The 17,464-nt window shown below is 63.1% G+C and carries 11 protein-coding genes; 2 read left to right on the plus strand and 9 right to left on the minus strand.

The window, feature by feature from the left end; translation table 11 throughout:
• Positions 1 to 166 precede the first annotated feature (166 nt).
• A complete protein-coding gene (locus OQE56_RS02795) occupies positions 167 to 496 on the plus strand; it encodes a hypothetical protein (protein WP_267221309.1) in 330 nt (109 codons plus the stop codon).
• A gap of 148 nt (positions 497 to 644) precedes the next feature.
• Positions 645 to 971, plus strand: a complete 327-nt coding sequence (locus OQE56_RS02800; RefSeq protein ID WP_267221311.1) for a HigA family addiction module antitoxin — start codon at positions 645 to 647, stop codon at positions 969 to 971.
• A 306-nt stretch (positions 972 to 1,277) separates the two neighbouring features.
• On the opposite strand, the gene OQE56_RS02805 is transcribed toward OQE56_RS02800, so the two are convergent.
• From OQE56_RS02805 to OQE56_RS02845, 9 genes are all read right to left on the minus strand, one after another.
• Positions 1,278 to 3,422 carry an eCIS core domain-containing protein gene (locus OQE56_RS02805; RefSeq protein WP_267221313.1) on the minus strand — a complete coding sequence of 715 codons (2,145 nt, stop codon included), beginning with the start codon at positions 3,420 to 3,422 and terminating at the stop codon, positions 1,278 to 1,280.
• A gap of 302 nt (positions 3,423 to 3,724) precedes the next feature.
• Positions 3,725 to 6,145 carry a hypothetical protein gene (locus tag OQE56_RS02810; protein ID WP_267221315.1) on the minus strand — a complete coding sequence of 807 codons (2,421 nt, stop codon included), beginning with the start codon at positions 6,143 to 6,145 and terminating at the stop codon, positions 3,725 to 3,727.
• 8 nt (positions 6,146 to 6,153) lie between these two features.
• A complete protein-coding gene (locus OQE56_RS02815) occupies positions 6,154 to 7,515 on the minus strand; it encodes an ATP-binding protein (RefSeq protein WP_267221317.1) in 1,362 nt (453 codons plus the stop codon).
• A complete protein-coding gene (locus tag OQE56_RS02820; protein ID WP_267221320.1) occupies positions 7,499 to 9,352 on the minus strand; it encodes a contractile injection system tape measure protein in 1,854 nt (617 codons plus the stop codon). Before OQE56_RS02820 ends, OQE56_RS02815 begins: the two co-directional genes overlap by 17 nt.
• Entirely contained in the window at positions 9,349 to 11,898 is a 2,550-nt protein-coding gene (locus tag OQE56_RS02825; RefSeq protein WP_267221322.1) for a hypothetical protein, read from the minus strand. Before OQE56_RS02825 ends, OQE56_RS02820 begins: the two co-directional genes overlap by 4 nt.
• Entirely contained in the window at positions 11,895 to 12,698 is an 804-nt protein-coding gene (locus tag OQE56_RS02830; RefSeq protein ID WP_267221324.1) for a hypothetical protein, read from the minus strand. The genes OQE56_RS02825 and OQE56_RS02830 overlap by 4 nt, the downstream gene beginning before the upstream one ends.
• Positions 12,695 to 16,726, minus strand: coding sequence for a baseplate J/gp47 family protein (locus tag OQE56_RS02835; RefSeq protein ID WP_267221326.1), 4,032 nt, complete (start codon positions 16,724 to 16,726; stop codon positions 12,695 to 12,697). The genes OQE56_RS02830 and OQE56_RS02835 overlap by 4 nt, the downstream gene beginning before the upstream one ends.
• 15 nt (positions 16,727 to 16,741) lie before the next feature.
• Positions 16,742 to 17,152: a GPW/gp25 family protein gene (locus OQE56_RS02840; protein WP_267221328.1), complete on the minus strand. Its 411-nt coding sequence runs from the start codon at positions 17,150 to 17,152 to the stop codon at positions 16,742 to 16,744.
• A 2-nt stretch (positions 17,153 to 17,154) separates the two neighbouring features.
• Complete coding sequence (locus OQE56_RS02845) at positions 17,155 to 17,454, minus strand: PAAR domain-containing protein (RefSeq protein ID WP_267221330.1); 300 nt, start codon at positions 17,452 to 17,454, stop codon at positions 17,155 to 17,157.
• Positions 17,455 to 17,464 lie beyond the last annotated feature (10 nt).

A 17,464-nucleotide genomic window follows, 5' to 3' on the forward strand; every position in this document is an offset into this window, starting at 1 on the left:
ACCCCTACAGCGGCCCGTGGCGGCCCTGAGTACTCTCGAGGGGTCACTCGCGGTGTCTGTACACCGGTTGCCGCGAGTGACCATGGCAGTAATGTCATGAAGCGCGGGCCGCGAGTGCTACCAACACTCACGACCCGCTGACCAAAGCCAACCTAAGGAGTTGATCTTGGCTACCCACGATCATACGGCACGCGCACGCCTGCCTGTTCCCGCCGGCAGCACCCACACTCCTCCACCCGACACCCTCACGGCGTCGGCGTCGGCACACCCTCCTGAGCTCGTATTCACCCGCGAAGACCTCGCCCTGGCGACGTACGCCCTGACGCGTCTGCGCATCGATCACGAGCAGTGCCTGCACGCCCGCGCCCAAGGGCTTCCCCACAAGTCGTTGGAATGGCCGCTTGCGGCCTCCGTGGCCATTGCAGTGGCCACCGCGATCCAGTGCCTTGAACGTCTGGTGGATGGGTACGGTGAGGCGTTGAGAGTGAACGCTTAGCCCCGTCCTGTGATCGTTCCCCGTGGCGCGTCGATCCCCATCGATGCGCCACACCTGGGCGATCACGCACACAGTCGCAGGACATTCCCCGACACGCATCGATGTCATCCCTGATGCGTCGCCTTGCCGTGCCTGACCGGAAAACCCGATGAATCTGATCCGCCCCGACCCGCAGCTGCGAGTGGACCCTTCATGGCACCTGCGCACCCCCGGCGAGGTGCTGCGCGACGACTACCTGAACCCCCGCGCCATGACCCTCTCCGCACTCGCCCGCCGCACGGGGATCAGAGCGCCACGCCTGCGTCGGCTCGTGATCGGCGAGGTACCCATGTGCGCCAATGTCGCCCTTCGCCTCGCCGTGGTACTCAACACCAGCGCGCTCTACTGGATGCTGCTGCAAGTGCAGTGCGATCTGGAGCGGGAGAGGCGCGGACGCGAATTCGCGATAAAGGAGCCAAGTGCTTCTTCGCGTTAGGTCGCCCAGAAAAGGAAGCAGCAAAGCACGCTGAGCCCCTTTTCTTGGTTCTGTGCACATCGCTCCCTTTCCAACTTGCGATGTCCGTTTCGGGTCGAAAGCGGACAAGGCGCGCTGGCACCATCCACTGGGCATCGAGCGCAACGCGCGGAACGATCGATGCGCGGAACACAGCGAACGGACGGCCGCAAACGTAACGCTCAGATTAGCGGGCACAGCGCGGCACGTATGCTTCCCGCAGAGACACGACGCCGTTCTTGGCCGTAATCAGCTACGTTCTGTGTGACATCACAGTCACCACCCCGCTCACGGAGTGAAGGCTCGCAGTTCGCGTAGTATGGCACTGAGCCGCACGGCGATCTGCGATTTGGTCGCCGCGGCCGTACCTGCCTGTTGATAGAGATTAACGTTGTCCGGAATCTTCTCCAGGATCGTGTAGAAATCTTGTGCCTTGCCCGTGCGCAAGAGGCTGATTCCGGTTTTATCTCTGATCTCATTCTTGATCGCGAGCAACTTATCGCCATCGGCATGCGCGGTACCCAGTTCAGCGCGTATGGCGACAATGGATGTCGGTGCCTGGTTACCTCTGGTCAATCGTGCCCTTCCGTTCCAATTCGCGGAATTGGCGACCACGGTCAATCGGGCCATCAATGCAGGAAGGGAGTCGATGGCCGTGTGCATATCGTCATACCGCGTCAGCGGGTTATAGGCAAAAGCCGCCCCTCCCAAATTCACCCCGAAATGCTCCCTGAAATCCATGATTTCGTGCAGGGTGTGATAAGGAAGCGAGCGGTGGTCGTAATCCTTGCGCCAGAATGCCATGATCGAATGCGCGACAGCGGTAATTTCGTCTTGCGTCGCGTTGGCCTGTTCGGCCAAGCGCATCATGCGTGCGGCGGTGTAGGAGTGCCGCGCCCACATGGGGATCTGGTGAGTTCGCGCATAGATATAGCTCGGGTGTGTCTCCTCATCGGATGCTCTGATTTGAGCGCCGCCCAGGTTCGGTATGAGTTCGCGCGCAAGGGGATTGCGTGGGATAACTGTGCTCTGCGGTCGAACATAAGCAGCCCTGCCAGCAAGCGTCGTACCCTGGAAGGCGTTGAATGCGGTGCGTCCACCGCCGGCGCCCTCATTGAGTTGGCCGGCACCGGAAGTACCCGTGCCCCCCATGAAATACCGCATGACATCATGCAATGTCGCAATCTTGTCGCGCATTGAATAGTTGCCGGGGTTTTGCAGCACGGGATAGTAGCTCGGTGGCACCGGGCGTCCATCCGCGGCCCGTGTATGGTTGAACCACTTGGCATAATCAGCCCAATGCGCGCCGGGCTGAGTAACCGCACTCAATTCAGCAGCAATATTGGCGCCGGCGCCCAGGCCGCCTATCCAGGCATGGATCTTGGTCAACACACTGTCGATGTGATCCTCCACGATGGGGCTGGCGTAGACCTGATGAGCCAGACGCTTTTCCTGGCGGCGGCCTTCTTTTGAAGAGACCCAGCCGTAAATGGCCATGGCCAGATCGTGGTAATTCGCGTAGACACGCGCTTGTTGTTTGCGCCCGAATTGGGCATTTTGACTATCGGGAGGCCCTGCTCCCTGATTGTCTTCAATCCATTTCTTTACTTGCCGCGTAACCAGGCCGTTGGCATCTGCCTGGATCAATTGATAAGCGTTGTTTTCCAGTGATCCAACCGGAAAAAGGGCCGGCCTCACCGCATCCTCCATATCGTCCTTGACGCGCTGGGTCCTGGCATCAAGGTCGGCGCCGACGTGTCTTACGTCATAGGTATGATCCTCGACGCCGACTTTCAGGTAGCGCTGAACGATCCGTTTCTGAGCGATGTGCTGCCGAGCGCCGACGCCGCGACTGGTGCGGCTCCCGTCACTTTCCTTCTTGTACTGTAAGGCACGCTCCCCCATGGCATCGGCTTCGCGCTCCAGCGATGGATCGTCGTTGATGTGCACGCCACCGGCGCTCATAGTCGGCTTCACGCGGCCCATGCTTTGCTGCACGACATGCCACGCCTCGTGCGGCAAATGCCTTTCCTGGCCGGTCGCGAGATGAATATCCGTTCCCTGTGCATAGGCATGCGCCTGCAACTGATGTGGCTTGTTCGAGTTGTAGTGCACCTTTACGCCGTCCATCGAGTAGCCGGAAAGCGTCTCGATGCCGGACTTGAGCGCGTCCGGCAGGCCTGTATGGTTTTCTTTATCTTGAATGACAGGGCCTGCGCGGCCAGGCGCATCATCCGCCATGAGCTGAACTCTTCGCGCTTCGCCCGCCTGGGGGCCGATGCTCGCCATCTGCTGCAGCTTTCTTTGCGCCGCAGAAGTGGATCGGTTATCGGCACACTGAAGCGGCGCGGTGACGGCGCACCCCTGAACTACCTTGTCTGCAGCTGGCTGGCTATCAGCGTTCTCGCGAGCCGCGTCTGCGTGAATCTTCATGTTCGTCGAGTCTCCCCAGCGCCATATCAGTGCGTTAAATCATCGGCCGCCCAGGTGGCATCGCAAGATGTCAGCGCCATCAAGGCATTCCATCGTGCGCACCGCCCTCGTTTCGTCACTTGCCCTTCCTATTCTTCGGTGGCGACGCCTTCGCCTTGCCATCGCCTTTCAGCTGCGCGATATGCGCCGCCTCCCCGCCTGCCTTGGCGTACTGGCAACTTTTCGCTGCATCACGCCAACGCCTTCGCTCTGCCCGGCCGCTGGCCCGAAGCCCTGTCTGGCTTGCGTCACCTTTTGCGCTTTCATGGTTTCTCCACGCGTGGTTTGAGCATGTGATAGCCGATGATGGCGATCAGTACGATCAGCAACAGTCCAAGCAATGCGTTGCCCTGGCGAAGCTGGCTGAGTCTGGGGTCTCCGACCAGCAATAGCGCACCAAGAATCAGGAACGCGATAGCGCCGAGCAACAGACCGAGCGGGTACACCAGACCCACTTGCCTGAAGCGGCAGCTGGACTGGTAGATCACAAAGGCAACCAGCCATATCAGCAGCAGCCCTTCGGCCGCCACGCGTAGCGGCCAGCGGTACTCGCAGATCCACGCGTTCAACTGTTCGGCCCGCGGGATGCGCTGAAGGAAGCTGGCGCGGATGCGCCCAGCGGTCATCTTCCCTGCGGGCTCATCCAGGCTCGGCACTGCCCAGAAGCCGGCGCCGCCGAAATTATCGGAGGCATACGCGAGATCCTCGAACAGTTCCGGCTCGGCGGAAGCACCGGTAGAGAGTATGGGAATGACCCGGTGCAGCAAGATCCGGCATTCCTCTTCATCAATTTTCTTGTCCCCATCGATCATGGAAAGCACTTTGCGCATACCTCGCTCCGTCGGCTGCCTGAGCAGCACGAGGTAACGAAGGGTGAGATTGGTGCTGCTTCGCGCGCGGGCGTTCTCGCTGGCGACGTTGCCACCGCGCGGATCAACCGATTCGGCCAGCCGCAGGTAATCGGTCATTCGCTCGACCTGCCAGACGCTACCTTGTGCTGTCAGATCCTCGTCTCGCACGACGATGTTGAGCACGTAACGGCGGTCGCGGCGGCGCAGCTCGTCGATCAGCTCCCGGATCTGCTTGTCGAGATAGCGCTTGAATGCCGGGCGCACATCATCGTCCGTCGGTATTTTGTCGAGATATAACGTGAGCCCGTTGCCATAGCGCTCAACCTCGGCAAAGCCCGGCACCCAGGCATGGCTGCGTGACGCAAGATCATCGAGCGGCGTGTCGATGAACTTCGCAGCCTGCACGGCCAGCCGTTGAGTCATGGCGGTGATTTCGTCGTCGGTGGCGCTCTTCAGAAAGCGCCAATCGTTGTGATAGAGCGTGTAATCCAGCGCAGTGCGATGGCTATGCGCTTCACGGATGAAGTCAGTACTCTGCTGCGCCTTCCAAGTCGGCTCGACCAGATCGCCGTTGTCCCGGAACCATAGCGCAAACACATTGATGCGCGAGATCAGGCTGAAATCCAAAGGCACGGGTTTGTCTGCGTTGTGCCAGTAGGGGTAGAACCCATAGGTCTCACCGGAGAGCTGGCGTACGCAACCGCAACCTTTACCACTCCACAGAGGTGCCGGCGGCTGGAGCAGCGAATGCGATCGTCTGGCCTTCGCGATGAGCAGATCGCGCATCGCCCGACTCATCAGCCATTGAGGTAGCTCTTTCCATGGCAGCGGATTGGATGGTGTGTTGACGACCTTCTCCGGAAGGTCATCCCATTTCGGCGGACAACCGCTCTCCTCGTCCACAGGCGCTGCCAGCTTGTTCTTGTTCGCGGTGGCGGTGATCAGGTCCGCCGAGAATCGGCAGAGACGGGTATCGAGCGCCGCCTTGAACAACTCCTCCCCTGGATACTCCACGTCGAGCAGCGGCTTCAGCAGACGCTGGAACTGTGCATTGACGTCGGCTTCGATGGTTTCGTCTACAGGCTGATCGACGTCGTTGACCGGTGGGTGCTGCTGAGCAGGGTCGTCATTGGAAGCATCGTCTTTGCCAGTGTCGTCCTTGCCAACGTCGTCCTTACCGTCCGTGGCATTCGCACTGATATCGACAGGCGTGGCATCGACTGTCATCTGCTTGAGCTCGATGAGCACGTCCTTGTCTTTGAATATGTCGGCGGTGAGCATGTACACATCCACCGCTGATTCGGACGGGAACGGTGCTGCCAGGGTGTCGGTCAGCGGTAGCGTGGTCAGCGACTTGGGCGCGGGCGGTTCCTTTGGCGTTGGCGGCGGCGCGGGTGGCTCGGGCGGTTTCGGTTTCGGCGCGGGTTTGGGCACAGGCTGCGGCGAGGGCTGCCACGGCGCCACGATGGACAACTTGTACGTCTGCTGAGCCGTGCAGTCATGTTGATCACGCACACCCGCCACGAACACGGTGATCAATGGCAGTGGACTCGGCTCACCGGACAGTTCACCTGCAGGGCTGACGGTGAACCCCGGTGGCAAGCTGCCGGCATGGTAGGTATACGGCGGCTCACCCCCGGTGGCGTGCAAGGTGTACTGGTACGGCTGGCCGACCGTGCCAGAGGGCAAAGTCACCACGCCACTGCCAAGCCGCAGCAACTGCATGTCGGCACACGATGCCGCTTTTGCCACCCAGGGCATGCACCCCAAAAGCATCAGCGCTGCGCAGCCCGCGTATAGGACGGCCTGCCGCAAGGCAGCGAGAAGATGCACGCGCGGCCTCATCCCACGGTCCTCCCTTCCTTGCCAAGCTCCTTGGCCAACGCGCTGCGCAGGTGCGCGGCGCCGATTTGCGTTGCACCGCTGCGTGCCGCCTGCAACACCGCGAAGCGCAACACATTCACGATCGCACCACCCGATAGCACATGCTGTTCCGCCATCGCCTCCAGATCGACGCCGGGTGCCACACGCCCGGCTTGCGGCAGCAGGCCGCGCCAGAGCCGCAAACGCTGCTCTGCATCCGGCATCGGGAAATACACCATCGACTGAAAGCGGCGTGAAAACGCCTCGTCGATATTGCCGCGGAGGTTGCTGGCAAGGATCACTACGCCGGGAAAATCTTCCACGCGCTGCAGCAGGTAGGCGATTTCCTGGTTGGCATGCCGATCGTTGCTGCTCTGTACGGCGGCGCGCTTCCCAAACAACGCATCGGCTTCATCAAAGAACAAGATCCATCGCCGGTTTTGCGCTTGATCGAACACGCGCGCCAGGTTTTTTTCGGTTTCACCGATGTATTTGGATACCACCATCGACAGGTCGATGCGGTAGACATCCACGCCAACGCTTTGCCCCAACAGCGTCGCCGTCAGCGTTTTGCCGGTGCCGGGCGGGCCGTAGAACAAGCTGCGATAGCCGGGCTTGACCGCACGAGTCAGACCCCAGTCGTGCATCAGGTCGGCGCCCTGTCGCATCCAGGTCTGAATGACCATGATCTCGTCCATGACGTCGGGCGTAAGCACCAGATCCGACCAGTCCAGGTCGGTGGTGATGCGCTTGGCCGGGAACTGGATGTTGTAGTCGGGCTTGTGCCACACGCCCGTCTGCAGGCGCTGCAGCGTTTCGGCACCTACATTCAGCGCACCACTAAGCTGTGGCTCATTGCCGGTCGCCTCGCAATCGAGGCGAAGAATGTCGCGCGCGATAAAGGGATGCAGGGCATCGAACAGATCCAGCAGCGCGATGCGTCCGGCCAGATGCTCTCCGGCAACGAGAAACGCCGCGGTCTCGCCGGTGGGGAGAAAACCGCCGTGACGCTGCGCTTTCCAGCCACCGAATTCGGTGAAGCCACGATCGAGGTTCTGATTGCGCACAAACAACAGATCAAGGGCGCCGGGGCGCAAATGAGGGGCCAACGCCAACGCCAGCACGGCGCGCTCAGCCGGCTTCAGGCCGAGTTCGTCCACCAGCTCAGCCAGTGCACTTCCTGCTGGCAGCGGCGGCGGCGGCGGCGCGGCCTCGAAGCCCTCCGGGTGCTGCTGAAAGTGCTGCTCCAGCCGCAGATTGAGCACGGCACCCAGCCAGTCGAGTTCCCGGCTCAGGGCTGTCGCGTGCAACGCGTAGCGATCGTCAACGCCAGTCGACATGAATCGCCCCTTTCATCCACGGCAACTTGATGGTTCCGTACCCCCACGGCAACCGGTCCAGCAGCAGATCGAACGGGCCGGGCTGTACTTTCAGACGCCAGTGCTCGCCCTCGTACGCATCGTGCTCGACCAGCCGCCCAATGCGGCGCAAAAAGGTCTGGCGCAACCCATCCGGCGACGTGCTGCCCAGTGCATGCCAATGCGTAATCACCGCCTGCAGAAGACTGTCGAGCGCTGGCTTGATGGCATCGGGCAGCTCGCCGGGTGGCACAGGCTCTTCCACGGGCACGCCGCATAACAGCTTGTTGAGCACCCATTCGTGCTCTTCGGTATCGGTGTGCCCGTCGCTCAGGTACACCAGGCAATGCACGGCGCGATGGCGGGCGCGTTCGTCCAGAAACGCATCACCCTTTAGCAGGCCGAGCATGTCGAACAGCCTCGGCGTGTAGTTGGCGAGCAGCACTAGCCCGGCATTGGCGATGTAGATCGCCTCGTTGTCCGGATGATCATCAGCGGGCGACACCGTGCCATCGCTATTGCGGTTATGCCGGACTTTCGGCCGTTCGCGCTGCGTTGCCGACCCGCTTGCGGACGGTGATGCGGTGGGGTCGCCAAAATTTTGTGTGACGTGCCCCGCGTCCTCGTCTGCCAATGCGCGCAAGGCACTGTTCCATACCTGCTGCCAGGCAACGTGATCCTGCGGCACTCGCTCAGTCTCGCTGAGGTGGGCCAGGCTGTAGTCCATCAGGTAGATCTGCAGATCTGACAAGCCCAGGCCTGCCTCCCGCACAACCGGATCCGACTGATGTGCGAGCGCGAATTGGCGCAACGATTCGTGCCAGGCGGCAGGAAGCAGCATGTGGTCACTGCCACCATCGGACGTACCCACGCCATCGGCAGATGCTTGCGATCGGCGAAGATGGTGGTGGCGTGCTTCGGGATCCTGCCCAAGCAGGCGCGACTGCACGCCAAGCAGTAAACTTCGCTGTAAACCGCTGGTCGCCCACGCCGGCGATGCCAGGTCCAGCGAGACACCCAGTCGTGATGGTTCGTTGGCGCCTAAGTGAGCCAGCAAGCTACTGCCCAATGTGGCGAGCAATCGCTGTATTCGCGCTACGCCCAACGTACTGCCGCCCTGCCCCCACAACGCCTGCAGACCCGCGACACGCCAAGCCTGCTTTACACGGGCGAGCTGGTACGCACTCAGCCGACCTTGCGCGCGCAAAGGTTCCAGCACCGTGTCATCAAGCAGTTCAAGCGCATGCGCGAGTTCGCCGTGACGCAACACCAGTAGGGCATGCAAGCCGTGGCACGGGGTGATGTGACTCAGCCGACTCAGGGTGCGATCGGCATGGGGCAAACGCAGAAGCGCCGGCCACAGGCGCGGGCCGATCTGCTTGGTCAAACGAGCCAGCCAGTCGGCCATGCCGCTGCTGGTGAGCGGCGGCATGGACCAGTGCAGTCGCCCGTGTTCGAGGTAATACAGGAAATGATCGAGCTCGCGATCTTCTGCGCGGCTGACGGTCTGTGTGATCTGATCGTTGCGTGGACCGTCCACGCCATCCTGTCGCAAGCGCCGCAGCGCGGTATCCAGGGCGAGTTCCAGCAGCCGCGCCCATCCGTCGGCGTCGGTATCGGCAGGAACCTGGCCAAGATCGATCTCCAGCTGGTCGATGCGCCACACTTCGCCGCGCACCGATAGTCTGTCGAGTACGGTCTCGAGCATCCGAGCGCCGGGGCCGTGCAAAAAATCGCTCATGCTCTGCTGGGCCAGCACGGGCTGTCGTTCGGTGCTGTGGCAAGTCCACTGCAGGGTTTCGATCACATGACGACTCATGTGCCGCCCTCCCGACCCTTGTCGGCGGCATCGATGTGTCGCCACAGCAACCAGCGGAGCATGCGGGCCCAGTCGTCCAGTTTGCGCGTAGCCGCCTCCTGCGCAGCATCGGAGCCAAGCACGGCGGCGCAATGGGCCTGCTTGGCTTCCAGCCATGCCGCATAGCTGCGCTCAAATCGCAGCATGGCTTTGGCATCCAGCCACAAGGTCTGCAGACGAAGGTGCGCGGGCGCATTCAGTGCCAACGTTTCCCTGGCCACGCGGCGGAACGATGCGTCACGCCCGCGCGCTGTCCACGCCGGGAATACGGCAGTCAACCGGTAATGATAGAAATCGTCGGGCATGTCCGGATCGCTGCCGGCGCGCGGACGCAACAAGACATGCTCGACCACGTGCATGCCTTCGCACTCAAGCTGCAGGCGGCAGGCAAATTCATGCAGGCAAATCGCTGCCGCCTCCGCCGAGCCGCCCCTGAAGCGCAAGCGCAGCCGCCAACACGCCTGCTTGTCTTCGCTGCCGAGCCACACCGAATCGGCGTCGATATGCCGATAGCGGTCCGCCTGCACTGCACTTCGCAACAAGGCTGGTGGCAGCGCACGCAGATCGAGCCCTGAAAAATGCAGCGCCAGTACGCGCGCGGCGCTAGCCAGATCCGGACCCATGCCGTCCACCACCCGGCGGCGGCGCGGACTCCACAACACGGGTGGCGTTGTGTCTACGGGTAGCTCGTTGGTCGTGGCCGGAACGACGCGTTCCTCGGCCAACCCGATATGCGCCTTGCGCAGCGCGGTCATCAGCAAACGGCTGTGGTAATGCTTGAAGGCCAACAGCAAGCTCACCCGCTGCTGCAGGGCCGAGGTGTTGCCGTACCGCCCCAGAGAACGCCGGCTATAGTCGATCGCGCCGTACCGATCGCGCGTCAACGAGGCAATGCGCCGGAGCATGGTCCGCTTCTGCTCGAACAGATGGACTGACCACGCCTCCGCACCAAAATACCAGCCAAAAGGCCGGATACTGCCCTGCCAGCAACCCTCGCCGTAGAGAGCAAGCAAATGATCGAGCACGCGCCCACGCCGATCGAGCGCGGCATCGGCTGGGGCAAACACCATGTCAGTCACGCGTTCGGGCTCGGTGACGTAGAGTGCGCCAAGGCCAGGCATCTGCGCATCGCCCATCACTTCCCACGCGTAGCTGGCGCGCGGCCGGGGACCGACGGTATAGAGCGCGCGCAGGTAGTGCGTCTGTGCATTGCCGTGGGCAAGCCATTGCTCGAGCAAGGCAAGAAAGCCACGAAATTGCGCCGTGTCCGCGGCATCCAAAGCATTGACCGTCAGGTCGAAGCGCTCGCGATAGATACGCGGCAAATGGCGGAACAGCGAAACGTACGCATCTGGGGGCAAATAATGACCCTGCGGCCGTTCCAGCGGTGACCCCGCCACGTCGGGCGAACCGTCGGCGGCGCGCCCTCCGGTGTTGCGTCGCAGGTCGTCCAGGCGATGCAACAAGGTGTGCTCAGCCACCGCGATGGGAGTGTTGCGTCGCTTGACCTGCCAGCCTTGCATGGCGTCCTGCTGATCGGGCCAACGCAGGCGCAACACCCAGCCGTCGCCACGGCGAGGCAGCGCACCGCCGGAGCTATCCATGCCGTCCGCCTTGAGGCTGACGCCGCTGACTTCGGCCACACCATCCACCGTCAGCGCAATGCGCGCGAGGTCGCCGAAGTACACCCGGCTGTCCAGATCACGCTGGAGACTGTCGGTATCGATCCAGCCCTGATGCATGGCCGGGCCGTTCAACAGATCGGCCAGGGTTGCCTCGCCATGCGTCGCTTGCATGCGCTGCATCAGCGTGAGATGCCGTGGCGCGGCATCAATATGGTCAGCGCACCGCGCCACCAGCTCGGCAAGAATATCCTCAGGCGCTCTGGTGCCATCAATGTTCACATCGATCTGCAACGTGCACCAACGCGGTTGTAGCACTACCGGCAAGGAATCCAGGTCCTCACCCAGATTGCGCTGCGCCCAGTAGGCGCGCGCGGCGGCGGCCGTGGCGCCTCCCGCCTCGGCGGTGGTCACTTCCATGCTCATATGCCACAAGCCACTGCCTGAGGGCATTTGGGCATGCGCCTGCAGCGCGCCAGGCACGCGGTCGAGCAACCAGCGCATATAGTCCATGGCGGTGCAGGCGCGGCAAGGCAGGATTTCTTCCGCAGCGCGCAGACCCAGGCGGTGGTAGTGGACGCGGTCATCCGGCGCCGCAAGCAGGTCCAGAAGCGGCTGCTGTGCGCCGAACAAGTCTTCGGTGAGCGCGAAGCACAACGCATCGAGCAGCGTGACGCCGGGGTCGTGATGGTTGTAGTCGGTCCACGTTTCGCCGCTGAGCGCCTGCAACCATGTCAGCGCCCGTGTCCGTAAGGCCTCGTAGGCGAACGGGTCGTCGCCGCGATGCCGTTCGATCTGCGCGGGCACGGGCGGATCGATGGGCGTGATACCCACGGCAGGAGCCATCATGGGCGCACCCATACCGGTCTCGACCCGCGCGTTCATTTCTGCCCCTTGTCCATATGCGGGTCGAACCACAGCTGAGTGACGTGCGCGGTGATGGTGATGTCACGACCGTAATTGCAGCCGGTGCGTATTTGCAGCCGATAGCTGGCGTTGCGGCCACTGCTGCCATCCCAACGCAACTGCAGGCGATCGCAGCGGCGCGCATAAAACGCATCGGTGCTGCGAATGCCGCGCTTGCGATTGAGAAAGTTGAGGATGCCCAGTGTGGGGTTGTAGGTATTGAGCGCGACCGCGTGCATCAGCGCGAACCGCCCCTTGCCCTGATGACCGGCGCCCGCCGTCACCTCGAACGCCTGGCAACCATCCAGTTCATCGGTAAGGTCGTGCCACTCGCCATCGGCCGGCAATGGCACGGCCGTCGCACGCGTGTAACTGCCGCGACGCCCCTTGCTGCGCAGCACCCCATCGACATCGAGCGCCGCTTCAGGATTGGCGTTGCGGATGCCGATGCGCCCTGCCGGATCCAGGCACAACAGCGGCGGCGACGTATCGGCCTGGCCATCCGTTGGCTCGTGATTGGCGCGGAACAGCAGCTGCCCCTCTGCGCCGCCAAAAATCACCGACCACAATGGCAGGTCCGGGTCCTGATCACGGAAGAAACTCAGCAGCGCCTCGTAACCTGCCGCCGCGGAGATTTCAAACCCGCGCTCGACCGACTTGCGAAAGCCCTCGTCGCTCATGTTGAGCATCGAGTCGATCAGGTCGGCAAAATGCTCCTGCGTCGGCAATGAGCCGTCGCTGAAATAGCTGCGCAGCGATTCCCGGTTGCGAATGGTCATGACGCGCCCTGCTCTGGCGCGGGTGGCACGCTGCGCACGATGAAGGTGCCACCGATTTCAAGTTTGCCGACCCCGGTGGCCTGCGCACCATGGGACGGTGGCGCGCCAATCACCTCGATCAAGTGTCGCGACGTCGGCAGCGCCAGACTCCACGGCTGTACCGGGCGCACCTGCCGCACGGGCGTACCGTCGCGGGTGCGGGCGGTGTCGAGCAGCTGGTAGGTGTTGCTGTCGGTGCGCACGATGTGCAGCAGCGACATGGCGCAAACCACATCGACTTCCTCGAGCGCTCGAAGTCGCGCCTCGATAGCCTCCGCACGCACGTCCCAGTTGAACTCGGCGCGGCAACCGCTCGTGTGCCACGGCGACAAGAATTCGACAATGGCCTGATTGATACGGACCATCGCCGCTCCAGGGTGCACACCGCGCGCAAGACGCAGCGCGCAGCGCACCTGAATACGCTCATAGACCGCGTTGCGCACAACGATGCGCAGTCCAGGCACGCTGCGTTCACGCAAATGGCTAGTCATTTGCTCGAGCACGGCCGCGTCGAAGCGCGGCGCTTCGGTGCTATGGAACAGCACGCCCTGGCGCGGTGCCGGCACTACCACGACCAGCACGCCGCCGGGCTCGCCCGCAACCGCCGCGGCGGCCGCTTCGCCATTCACGAAGCACTTCACCTTGGCCAGCGCCGGGAAGGCATCCAGCAGCAACCGTTCATAGTCCCAGGGCGTACTGGCGCGATCCTTGTGGCGCAATCGCTCGGCACTGCGCACACGCAACATGTCGGCGGCCTCGGGCTGACTCAAGCCGAAGGATGGGCCGATCTGTTGAATCGCTCGCAGGCCACCGATGGCATGCAGCGGCGTGCGGATGGTGGCTGGCGGCAGCGGCGTGCTCGCTTCGCCCGGGCTGCGCGGGTTGACGCGCCGGGCACTGATGGCCTGCGTGTAGACACCGTACAACCCGGCCAGGCGATCCAGCACGCCGTTCGCGCTGAGGCGCAGCCAATACAGGCCACCCGGCATCTCGGAGCAGTTACGCGTCAATCCTTCCGGCAGGTCGAGCACGACCACGCCGTTACGCAGAAAACCCAGGGTGCCGTCCGACAACACGCGATCGGTTTCCAGCGTGCGCCATCCCTTCTCCCCCCACACCGCCCACCTGGGCTGCGGCAGCGCCGCTTGCCAGCATTCCGCGGCGCTCTCGGAACGCAGATGGAAATACAGGCTCAACGGGCCGCATGGCTCTGCGCCTGACAAGCCCACGTACAAGTTGCCGTCGAAGAAATAGCGCGGCAGCAGCGGCACCCCGTCCATGCCAGGTCGCGCGCGCGGCGTGCCATAGCCAAAGGGATACAAATGGAACAGCTGACCGGTCGATGACGCTTCCGCGATCTGCTTAAGCGAAATGCGTTGGCTGGCGATGTAATCGAGCGAGACTTGCTCGACGGTCGGCGTATAGGGCTCCTGCGGCAACGGCAGGGCCAGCTTGGTGCGCTTCAGCCTGGCGTTGATGGTGAGCGCTTCGGACAGCAGGCGCGGATACAGGGCATGGCCAAAGGCCGTGTTCGGCGCACACAGTTCCAGCCGGAAAAAACCGTTGCGTGTACCGGTGCCGTAGGTCAGTGGCTCCTGCCCACGCGCCTGCGGCCGATGGTAGAGCGCGAGATCCGTCTCCGGCAGCACCAGGCTGATGGTGTCGCACACATGACGTTCACCGCGAAACAGCTTCAGGCTTTCGCCGGTGCCGCCACGCCATTGGCCGTCGCGCAGGACCTCCGGCCGCACCTGGAAGCCCGCCGTCGGCCACTCGCCGGGATAGCCGTGGTAGTGCGCGGCAAATCCACCTTCGTTGTCCGGCAACTGGCCCCAACGCACATTGAGGCGGAGCGCGCGCACCGACTTGCCTGCCAGTTCGTCATTGCCGAACAGGCAATAAGCGCCACGCGCCGGAAGCGGGCCAAACGGCTGGAACGGCTTGCCCGCATCAAGCCGGCCCAGTTGGTTGTACAACACGATGTCGCGCACGCCGGTGACGTTCACCGAGAGCACGACGTCGTGCAGGATCACCTGCTGCAGCAAACTGTAGGCATACAGCCGTGTGCGATTCTGCAGGGTCAGCCGCAGCATCGGTTGCGCCGGCCACGCCTGCCCGTGGACGGCGGGCTTGCACGGCACGATGGGTGGACGCTCCAGACCAAGGTGCATCGACAGTTCGATGCAGCCGCCCCAACCGAATCCTTCGCTATCGCGGCGCCGCGCAAGCACGTCGCCCGGCGAAAGCCAGCCGCCGGTGATGCTGAATTCGGCCTGCCATACGCCACGGAATACGCGCTCGAAGATCAACCCGCGATCAGGCAGGCCGTGGTCGACGTCATGACCATCATCGTGCTCGTGTGGATAAATCAGGATCAACGGATCATCGATTTCCACCGCCTTGGCCCCCGTGCAACCGGGCAAGCCGACGGCGTGCTTGCGCAGGGCAGCGACATCGAGGGGATGCAGCACCTCGTGGCTGGCAATCAGCCATACGGCGAACAAGCGCCCCAGGCTTTGGCGAAACGCCTCACTGTCATCGGTGGCGAGGCAATGAGCCAGCAGATAGCACAGGCGGACATCGCCTTCCGTGCGTGTCGCGCGCGCCCAGGCCGACGCGGCAAGCTGTTTGGCGCTGGGCATACGCCCCTGCCCGCCGCGCATCGGATGATGCCGCGCCTCGGCAAGGTCGAGCCGCGTGAACACACGCCCGAGCCATTCCGCATTCCTTTGCTCGCCCGTGCATCGCAGCAACGTCGCCAACAGATCGTCGTCGTTGGCCGGGTGCGACAGGCGCAGCAACAGACGCACCCGGCGATCACCCTCTTTCAATGCGAGCATCGGCGAAGCAAGCGCAAAGCCCAGCGTCGCGTTTGCCGCATCCGAGGCCGAGCCCTTTGCCTGCCCGCCCAGCAAGGGCCACCACTCGGGGTCCTCCACATAGGCCGCATCGGGTGGCATCAGTGGAATCTGTTGCGACATCACCCGCGTGGCGTAACCGAATTCGCGCTCCGGAGAAATCAATGCATCGCGCTCCAGCCGAACGCTGTAAAGCGCTGCGACCTGGTTGTCGGTGATTTCAAGCGTATGCTCGGCGGCGAATTCGATCGCCCGGCCACTACTGTCCTTGCCACCCAGAAAGCGCGCGCCGCGCGCAACCTGCACCGGCGCGGCATAGTGTGGATCGCGCTCGAAGCGCAGATACACCTGTTCGTGCCTCGGCTGGCGCGGCTGCATGCGCAACAGCTCCAGATAATAGAAATCGGTGAGGCGCTCAGGGAACCGGTTCACTACCGCGCGCGTGTCCTGATACAGCTGCAACGCTGTCAGCAGCAAGCCCATCGCTGGCTCATGCTTTCCGCTGGCAAGGCTTGACGGCAATTGCGCCTGCGCCAAAGGCCGCAGGCGCGCAATAGCGACGCCAAGGGAACCCCAAAGTCGCCGCAGCAGTTGCTTCCGTTGCGCGGGGTCCGTCGGCGCATTGGCAGCCACCCCAGCCTGAGCACTCATGCGCCATGCCGGATGCAGCAGCCTCGCATCGGCAGGATCGAGTCCAAAGCAATTCACCGCATCCTGCAGCAGCTCGCGCAGGTTGCTTCCGATCGCGGCCATCATCGCCTGCAACACCTGCACCGCCATCGGCGTGTCATGCCGGGCCAGCCATTGGCACCAGCTGTTGAAGCGAAACAGCAATTGACGCACGCGCCACCACAAGTGCCGCTCATCCGCCCACGGCCAGGCCTCGGCGAACCCTTGCTGGGCACTGGCCAGCGGAAACGAGGCGATATCCGATAGCAGCACGCTTTCGTCGCGAAGCAGCGCTTCGTCCCAGCAGCCCGCGTCGGAGCCGTCATCGCTGGCGAAGCGCAACTGCGCGGCGTAACCGAGCGTCAGCCCAATGCGCTCGGCCAACGTGAACTCCTCCGGCACGATATAGCCCGGGCGGAGCGCGTCGGCGAGGCGTTGATCCTGTTGGGTGCCAGTATTCATGAGGACGAAAGCCGCTCAGGCCTCCACGGGATTGGTGGCCTGATGCAGGTAGAACGGGTAGACCAGGTTGTGCCGTGTATTGGTGGTGCGGATGGTGTAGTCGATCAGGATCTCCAGCCGGCCCGACAACGCATCGGCGAGCTGTGCGTCCATGCTGTTCAGGCTGATGCGCGGCTCGTAGAACAAAATGGCCTTGCGGATCATCTCCTTGATCTCCGTCACCGTTTGTTCGCTGGCCTCTTCGAACACCATGCGTCGCAGGCCGCACCCATAATTGGGCAACATCACCCGCTCGCCCGGTTGCGTCGACAACAGAATGCGCAGGCTTTCGGCGACATCCTCGTTATCGGCCACCATCACCGCCTCCCTGGTGCGCGGATCGAATCGCGGTGGAAAACTCCAGCCCCTCCCCAGGAAATCCGCCATGGTCAGCCCCCGATAATGACGGTGGGACAGCCCATCACGATGCTGCCACCGTGCGCGGTTGTATCGCCGATGCGTGCCGCCGGCATATGGCCGATCATCACGGTGGCCGACCCTTTCACGATGGAATCCGGCGGGCCGACGCAGGTCGCGATGTTGCCTACCACCGCCGCTGGCAGCTTCGCTATCAGCACGGTCGGCACACAGGGGCCGAGAATCGGGCCGCCCACATGCGGCACCGGTGGCAAGCCCGGCGTCACCATCGGGCATGTGTGCATATCGGTCAGTCGGGCGGCTGGTGGCATGGGTTCCTCG

Origin of the sequence: Dyella silvae (genome assembly GCF_026421305.1) — a bacterium.
Classification (GTDB): domain Bacteria; phylum Pseudomonadota; class Gammaproteobacteria; order Xanthomonadales; family Rhodanobacteraceae; genus Dyella; species Dyella silvae.

Bases quoted from the DNA above. Each gene is read 5' to 3' on its own strand.
- OQE56_RS02800 (WP_267221311.1), top strand. From the start codon at position 645: ATGAATCTGATCCGCCCCGACCCGCAGCTGCGAGTGGACCCTTCATGG.
- OQE56_RS02805 (WP_267221313.1), bottom strand. From the start codon at position 3,422: ATGAAGATTCACGCAGACGCGGCTCGCGAGAACGCTGATAGCCAGCCA.
- OQE56_RS02815 (WP_267221317.1), bottom strand. From the start codon at position 7,515: ATGTCGACTGGCGTTGACGATCGCTACGCGTTGCACGCGACAGCCCTG.
- OQE56_RS02820 (WP_267221320.1), bottom strand. From the start codon at position 9,352: ATGAGTCGTCATGTGATCGAAACCCTGCAGTGGACTTGCCACAGCACC.
- OQE56_RS02825 (WP_267221322.1), bottom strand. From the start codon at position 11,898: ATGAACGCGCGGGTCGAGACCGGTATGGGTGCGCCCATGATGGCTCCT.
- OQE56_RS02830 (WP_267221324.1), bottom strand. From the start codon at position 12,698: ATGACCATTCGCAACCGGGAATCGCTGCGCAGCTATTTCAGCGACGGC.
- OQE56_RS02835 (WP_267221326.1), bottom strand. From the start codon at position 16,726: ATGAATACTGGCACCCAACAGGATCAACGCCTCGCCGACGCGCTCCGC.
- OQE56_RS02840 (WP_267221328.1), bottom strand. From the start codon at position 17,152: ATGGCGGATTTCCTGGGGAGGGGCTGGAGTTTTCCACCGCGATTCGAT.
- OQE56_RS02845 (WP_267221330.1), bottom strand. From the start codon at position 17,454: ATGCCACCAGCCGCCCGACTGACCGATATGCACACATGCCCGATGGTG.